Source organism: Desulfatibacillum alkenivorans DSM 16219 (genome assembly GCF_900142135.1).
In the GTDB taxonomy this organism is placed as follows: Bacteria; Desulfobacterota; Desulfobacteria; order Desulfobacterales; family Desulfatibacillaceae; genus Desulfatibacillum; species Desulfatibacillum alkenivorans.
On sequence record NZ_FQZU01000026.1, the window covers coordinates 79,309 to 86,009 of the forward strand.

Sequence of the window (6,701 nt, forward strand, 5' to 3'; positions counted from 1 at the left end):
TGACGACTCCAACCTCGAATCATTGATTGAAAAGCTATTGCCGGCCTGATGCACCGTCAGATTTACATAAAAAACGCAGCAAGTTTTTTCATATGAATGGGGGTTGTTCCGAAGACGATCATGCGGAAGAGAACGATTCCCAGGGCGATGATGGGCACGGCGAATCGTCCGGCGTAACGCAAAATCAGGCGGCCGGCTCTTAAGGGTTCTTTGTCAGCTTCCGCCTGCTCTGGAGGGGCGATGCGGCTGCCTGCCATGACCTTGTAAACCATGGACCCGGAGCATCCCACGGCCAGGATGAACCAGTGCTCCAGGACAGGGATCTTAAGCAATTGGGGGCCTTTTTGAATGGCGGGGCTCCAGATATCCTTGAACGCGTCCGGGTATATAAGCAGGATAATCCAGTACCAGCACGCATTGAATGCTAAGATCAGCAGGCCGGAGAACGCACAGACCTTGTACAGGTCCCGTCGGATCAGGACCAGCAGGGCGGAGGTGGTCATGAGCATGACCACGAAGTTCTCCACGGAGTTCAGATGAAAGACGATTCTCATGGCAACAAAAATCACGGCGTTAGCCAGGATGACGACCGTGAGCAAGAGCGGGTTCGGGGGTCTTGTGGGGGCGTAATCGGTTTTAGCGGCGAATTCAAAAATTTTTGCGGAAATGCCGCCGTAAAAAAATCCGTAGAGGAAGCTCTCGAAGTTGTAGAGGTCGAAAATGGTCTGGGGATGCCAGTAGTCCCGGAAAGAGACGTACCGGTCGAAAAACATGGCGCCCGCGCCCGCCAGCATGCCGATGTATACGATTTCCTCCCACCCGCTTCTCTTTTTATATAATATCAGCGCCCAGAACGGAACCAGCAGGGCGACGCTCCAGAGGTAGTAGTACTGGGTGAGGAAATTGCTTTGCATGGGATTTGCTCCGTTCAAGGCCGTTGACTGATTGACGGGCACGATATCATATCCATGGGGGGGCGCCAAGAAGAAGGCGTTTTGTTATTTTAGGGCTGATTGGGATTTTTGCCGCAATTCCAAGATGACGCTGGGTCCCCGTTTCCGCCATTGCGTCATTATGATTGCAAAACTGCCCGCAATCATAATGCCTCCATGGCTGCACGGGGATGACGGAGCGAAGCGATCGTTGCATATTGTATGTCATGGATGCTCCTTAGCCAATAACCGGGGAAAGCCCGCGTCCTTTGAACTTTCGAGCTTCCTTTCAGCCCGTCATCCCGGCAAGGGTGGTCCGCTTTTCAGGACCGCCTGCAAGCCGGGACCCAGTGTCATTATGCATGAGGCCGGCAAGGCATTGAAAAACGCTTCCGGGTCCCCGTTTCCGCCATTGCGTCATATGATTGCAAAACTGCCCGCAATCATAATGCCTCCATGGCTGCACGGGGATTATGAAAAGAGGCGGCATTGCTGTCAAAGGGCTTTGGGCGCGGCGTTTTTTCGGAAACAGGGCCATGCCCCCGAAATCCAATATCCTCTTTCCTGAGGGGATGCGGAAGAGCGGTCTCCATGCTCACAAGGCCTGCGAACCACTATATATGGCGGTTCATTTTAAAAAAGGGTTGCACGAAAAGGGCTTGGGGGATATTTCTGGGCGCAGGCATGCGGAATCGCTATTGATAGCAGCCTTCCGCTTATTCTATAATCCTGGAAAAAACCTTTTAGGGAAAAGGCGCCGGATTTGGCATCGGATAGACGCAAGTTAAGGGACCTGACAACCATCGCCGAAATCAGCCTCAAGCTGACTTCGGAGCTGGAGCCGGAGTCCCTGTTTTACCTTATTGTCTTTTACGCCTCCGTGCTTTTGGAAGCGGACAAGGCCGTGCTTTGGGTCGTTGATCCTGAGACGAACGAGCATAAGGTGAAGGCGGTCCATGGTTATGAAAATGACCAGGAGATGCTGAATCAGGTGTATATGGGGTCGTTCAACGCGGAATGGGGGGAGGAAGAGGCGCCCTTTACAGTGGTGCGGCCCCAGGCTCGCGCAAAACTGCCTTTTTTAAATCCCGGCTGCGAGTATGAAGCCCTTGTGGCGCCGGTTTTGGGAAAGCGGGAAGCCATCGGCGCGATCATTGTAGAGGATAAACTCAGCGGCGAACCTTTTTCCTCCTATGACGGGGAGATTTTGCATCTGCTGGCGGCCCACGCCGGGATCGCCATTGAGAACGCCCGGCTTTACCAGGAGCAGGACCGGCTTGTGAAGCTCCGCACCCGCGACCTGGAGGCCGAACGCAACAAGTCGGAGCAACTGCTGCTCAACATTCTGCCGGATGAAGTATACCGGGAACTCAAGGAGCGGGGGCGCGTCACGCCCAAACGCCATGACAGCGTGACCATACTTTTTGCGGATTTTGTGGATTTTACCGCTCACGCAGAGAAAATATCCCCCGAAGAGTTGATTGACGACCTGGAGGCCAGCTACGCCCTGTTTGATGAGATCGTGGAAGCCCGCGGCCTGGAAAAGCTGAAGACCATCGGCGACTCCTACATGTGCGCCGGAGGGTTGACGGTCCTGAACAAAAACCACGCCATGGATTGCGTGCAGGCCGGCCTTGAAATGGTGGAGAGCATCAAGGCGATCAAGCAGGCCCGGCAGGCCCTGGGCATCAACTCATGGGACGTGCGCGTAGGCATCCATACCGGGCCGGTGGTGGCGGGGGTCATCGGCCAGACAAAGTTTACCTATGACGTATGGGGGGAAGCGGTCAATCTGGCCAGCCGGATGGAGGCCAACGGCATTCCCAACAAGGTGAATATTTCAGAGGCCACCTATTTGCAGGTGAAGGACCAATTCCAGTGCGATCCGCGCGGCATGATCCGCCTTAAGGGGATTGGAAAGGCTCAAATGTATCTGGTGAAGGCTTTTAAAGGCCAAAAGTGCGGTTAAAGATTGCCCTGCATCATGGACAATCTTAACAAAAAGGCTTGCCAAGTCAGCATGGGGCAAGTTAAAAAAAAGTCACCGGATCAGTTTAACGAGCCTGAACAATAAGTAAAAAATAAAGCACAAAGGTGACCAAATGGAAAATCTCGTTTTTAATGATTTAACCATCGAGGTCGGTGAACCCGTTTCGGGCAAAATCAGACTGGACTGGAAAGGCAAAAGCAACGACCGCCAGCCCCGGAAAATCCTCGATCCGTTCTTCGTGACGATCTGCGATGCAGCCAAGGAAATGCAATCCGCCATTGAAATGCATTTTGAGGACCTGGAGTATTTCAATTCCTCCACCATCACCGCCATCATTCAGTTAATCCAGGATTTGCGGAACAAGCAGGTTCCTTTAGAGATAGTCTATGATCAGACCATGAAATGGCAGAAGCTCAGTTTTGACGCCTTGAAGATATTTGAGAAAAAACAGGAAGGGTTGTTAAAAATAAGCGCCATCGAATAGGAGGGCGAAGATGGAAGTTGACATCAAGCTGAACACTCCTCTGGGTCAGGAGTGGGAAAGCGCTGAAGCCTTACGCGTCGCAATCGTAGGTTGCCTGGAGGCCCTCTTCAGGGATCGGGACTTTGGACAGGCGGTTGGGATGGTAAGCAGGGAACTGGTGGAAAACGCCATCAAATACGGAGACTGGGAGCATTCCGACCCTTCCCTTTTCCAGTTCAGCTTTATATTGACCAATGACGAGATTATCGTCCAGGTTTCCAATCCTGTTTCCGCAGACGAAAACACGCCCAAAGAACTTCTGGACGCCATTGACTGGATCAAGCAATTCTCTTCTCCGGCGGAAGCCTACATGGCCCGTATGCAACAGGTGGCGGAGCAGCCCAAGGACTCCAAGTTAAGCTGCCTGGGGCTGGTCCGGGTCGCCTACGAAGGGAATTTTGAACTAGACGCCTATATGGATGATAATAATGTGATCCATATCAAAGCCATATCCAAAATAGAAAACCGATAGGAACAAAAAATGGATCTCATGTTCGTTAAAAGAATCGCCGGCCTTTCCTGCATCCTCATTGCGCTGCCGTTGCTCGTCCTGCCCGGCTGCGCCATCAACGACGCCATTACCGGCGCCATCGCCAACAACAGCGCGAAGGCCGACGCGAATGAAAAGTTGTTTTTGGACGGCATGCTTTTCGCCTACGAAGGGGATTATGATCAGGCGTACGAGGCTTTCGGTCAAGTGGATAACAGCCACCATCTCTACCTGCTTGCACGGAAGGAGATGCAGGAGATCGATTTGATGCGCGCCCAGCCCCAGCCCCAAGCCCAATCCCAGGCGCCGGAGCCTGCAAAGCCCGTTTACAGGCTTCCGGCCTGGCGCGTTGCGGAATACAAACGATTTACGGCCGAGGGAAAGGCTTATGACGACAAGGGAGAATACGAACTCGCTTTCTTCTCCTATCAAAACGCCAAAAAGGTGGCGGCCAAGGATAATGGGCTTGCCAACATCGCCCAGAGAAGAAAAGCGGAGGTGGAACCCAAGGCCGTATCCGCCGTACAGGCCAAACTGCAAAAAGCGGACGAACTGGATCAAAAGTACAAGTTTCAGGAAATCATAGACATGCTGAGGCCCATCGCCCACGTTTCCCTCATGAAAGAGGAGGTCCATGACAAACTGGCCTCGGCTCTGCATAAACTGGCCCTGGTCAACTATCAGCAGTCCAATTACAAAACCGCGGCGGACCTGTTTGATGAGGAGTACAAATACAGGCCCGAAAAGTCGGTCAAGGAGTTGAGCATAAAGGCCCGCAAACTTTCCGAGGCCTTGGAATCGCATTAGGGATTTTGTAAAAGTCCACGGAGGGCCTTTTTCTTGAGTCTGCGAATAAAACTCACCCTGCTGAACCTGTTGCTCATTCTGGTGGTGGGAGTCACCCTGACCGGATACATGGCGTCAATGCAACAACGGGACCTGCTTCATGAAAAGATAATCAGGGCTCAATCCCTGTTGGATAACCTTATCATACAGAATAAGGAAGTGCTCATCCTGAAGGACGACTTCGCCCTGGAAATCTCCGCCAGGCGCTTCATAAAAAATCAGGACATTTTGTTTCTGCTGGTGGAATACGGAAACCACCAGCTTTTTGTGACCGAGGAAGACGACAAACAGTCTTTGCAAGCCATTGCCGAATCAGGCCAATCCGAATCCGCCTTCCACAATGAGCCGGTGCGGTTGCTGCAAAAAGAGATGATCGTAGGCGACAAGGTGATGGGTAATTACGTCCTGGGCCTGTCTCTGGCCAGCCTGCGGGAAAAAACGGCCAAGACCATGGAACGGGCCGCCCTCATCGCCTCCCTGCTCACCCTCTCCTTTATGCTGATCGCTCTGTTGGTCACCCGCCGCATGCTGCGGCCGATCTGGGACATCGGAGAGTTCGCCCGGGACCTTGGCTCCGGCGCCCTGGGAAGGCAAATAGAGATTAATCGCAAGGATGAGATCGGCCGTCTCGCCGATGTCATGAACTGGATGTCTAAAGAGCTTTTAACCGCGCAAAACGACCTTGTCCAAAAGGAATTGCTGGAACAGGAATTTGAAATCGCCCAGAACATTCAGCAGCAGTTTTTGCCAAAGGAAAAAATTCAAGTCCCGAATTTACTCTACGAGACCTATTTCAAGCCTGCCAGGCAGGTCGGCGGCGACGCCTTTGACTTTTTCCAACTGGCTGACGGCAAGGTGGGATTCATGGTGGCGGATGTGGCCGGAAAGGGCGTAGAGGGCGCCCTGGGCATGATCATCACCATCACCATGCTTCATACCGTAATAAGCCGGGGCGTGAACGACCCTCTCAAGATCATGAGCGAAGTCAACGATGAACTGCTCACGAACCTTCCCGGAACCATGTTTGTGACCATGGCCTTCGCCGTGTTCGACCCGGAGCAGGGCACGCTGACTCTTGCGTCGGCCGGACACCCGGAAATGTATCATATGGGCGCTCATGAAACCGTCAATTTATTTGAGGAAAACGCCGGCGTCCCCCTTGGCATGGTTGAAAGCGAACTTTGGGAAACGGAAATCCAAAGAAAAGTGATCCGAATGAAAGAGGGCGAAAGTTTGCTGATCTATACGGACGGCGTCACCGAGACTTTTAATGAGAACGGGGACCTTTTCGGCGACGAAAATCTGACGTCCTTTTTGGAGGAAAACCGTTTGCTCAATCCCTCGGAGTTTGTGCAGGCGCTCGTTGACCGTTTGGATTCCTTCCGGGGCCGGGGCGACATCCTGGACGACGACATCACCGTGCTGGTCCTGAAACATTCTGCATAGTTTTTTGCCGGTCCTGAAGCCTGCGCATTGCATAAATGTAAATGCGGTTTCCGGATCCGGCAGACTAAGCGTTAAAGCTGACGCATTTGTAAACGGGTATCCCAGCCTCATGTACAAGAATCCCCGCCTGTCCCGCCCCAATATCAACCTTTGGACAGGACTTTCAGAGTTAATGGCCTATATGCATCCTAATGATTTGATATAATGGACGATATTTCAGCTATATCTGTAGAACCCAACCGTCTTTGATGGCGTATCCCAGGGCCTTCAGGACCTCCTCCTGGATGGGGTTGGGATCTTCAATCCGCACCTTGGGGGACTTTTCCCCCTTATTCCAGGTGAGGACGCAGTTCAGGTTCTGCATTTCTTCCATGATGGTTCCGCCGCTGTACTTCCCTTTCACCTTGATTTCCAAAAGCCGCAGGCAGGTGAGCGCCAAAAGGCAGGTCAGGAGATGGCAGCGGATCTTGCTGT

6 protein-coding genes and 1 pseudogene are annotated in these 6,701 nt (G+C 52.7%); 5 read left to right on the forward strand and 2 right to left on the reverse strand.

All coding sequences use genetic code 11. The annotated features are described in order from the left end of the window. Nucleotides 1-62 precede the first annotated feature (62 nt). Nucleotides 63-914, reverse strand: coding sequence for a lycopene cyclase domain-containing protein (locus BUE18_RS18505; protein ID WP_073477666.1), 852 nt, complete (start codon nucleotides 912-914; stop codon nucleotides 63-65). A gap of 781 nt (nucleotides 915-1,695) precedes the next feature. Here BUE18_RS18505 and BUE18_RS18515 point away from each other — a divergent pair. From BUE18_RS18515 to BUE18_RS18535, 5 genes are all read left to right on the forward strand, one after another. Beyond that, entirely contained in the window at nucleotides 1,696-2,901 is a 1,206-nt protein-coding gene (locus BUE18_RS18515) for an adenylate/guanylate cyclase domain-containing protein (RefSeq protein WP_073477668.1), read from the forward strand. 133 nt (nucleotides 2,902-3,034) lie between these two features. Further along, nucleotides 3,035-3,406 carry a SiaC family regulatory phosphoprotein gene (locus BUE18_RS18520; RefSeq protein ID WP_073477669.1) on the forward strand — a complete coding sequence of 124 codons (372 nt, stop codon included), beginning with the start codon at nucleotides 3,035-3,037 and terminating at the stop codon, nucleotides 3,404-3,406. A 10-nt stretch (nucleotides 3,407-3,416) separates the two neighbouring features. Then, nucleotides 3,417-3,917 carry a hypothetical protein gene (locus BUE18_RS18525; RefSeq protein ID WP_073477670.1) on the forward strand — a complete coding sequence of 167 codons (501 nt, stop codon included), beginning with the start codon at nucleotides 3,417-3,419 and terminating at the stop codon, nucleotides 3,915-3,917. 9 nt (nucleotides 3,918-3,926) lie between these two features. Next, the gene (locus BUE18_RS18530) at nucleotides 3,927-4,742 is read left to right on the forward strand and encodes a hypothetical protein (RefSeq protein WP_073477671.1); all 816 of its coding nucleotides are present in this window, start codon (nucleotides 3,927-3,929) and stop codon (nucleotides 4,740-4,742) included. Between the two features lie 33 nt (nucleotides 4,743-4,775). After that, the gene (locus BUE18_RS18535; protein ID WP_073477672.1) at nucleotides 4,776-6,227 is read left to right on the forward strand and encodes a PP2C family protein-serine/threonine phosphatase; all 1,452 of its coding nucleotides are present in this window, start codon (nucleotides 4,776-4,778) and stop codon (nucleotides 6,225-6,227) included. 220 nt (nucleotides 6,228-6,447) lie between these two features. Here BUE18_RS18535 and BUE18_RS18540 read toward each other — a convergent pair. After that, nucleotides 6,448-6,701 (reverse strand): annotated as a pseudogene (locus BUE18_RS18540) (IS1634 family transposase); the annotation flags it as partial.

What these genes read in the sequence shown, in the direction of transcription:
- BUE18_RS18525 (WP_073477670.1), top strand. Translation starts at nt 3,417, where the DNA reads ATGGAAGTTGACATCAAGCTGAACACTCCTCTGGGTCAGGAGTGGGAA.
- BUE18_RS18505 (WP_073477666.1), bottom strand. Translation starts at nt 914, where the DNA reads ATGCAAAGCAATTTCCTCACCCAGTACTACTACCTCTGGAGCGTCGCC.
- BUE18_RS18530 (WP_073477671.1), top strand. Translation starts at nt 3,927, where the DNA reads ATGGATCTCATGTTCGTTAAAAGAATCGCCGGCCTTTCCTGCATCCTC.
- BUE18_RS18520 (WP_073477669.1), top strand. Translation starts at nt 3,035, where the DNA reads ATGGAAAATCTCGTTTTTAATGATTTAACCATCGAGGTCGGTGAACCC.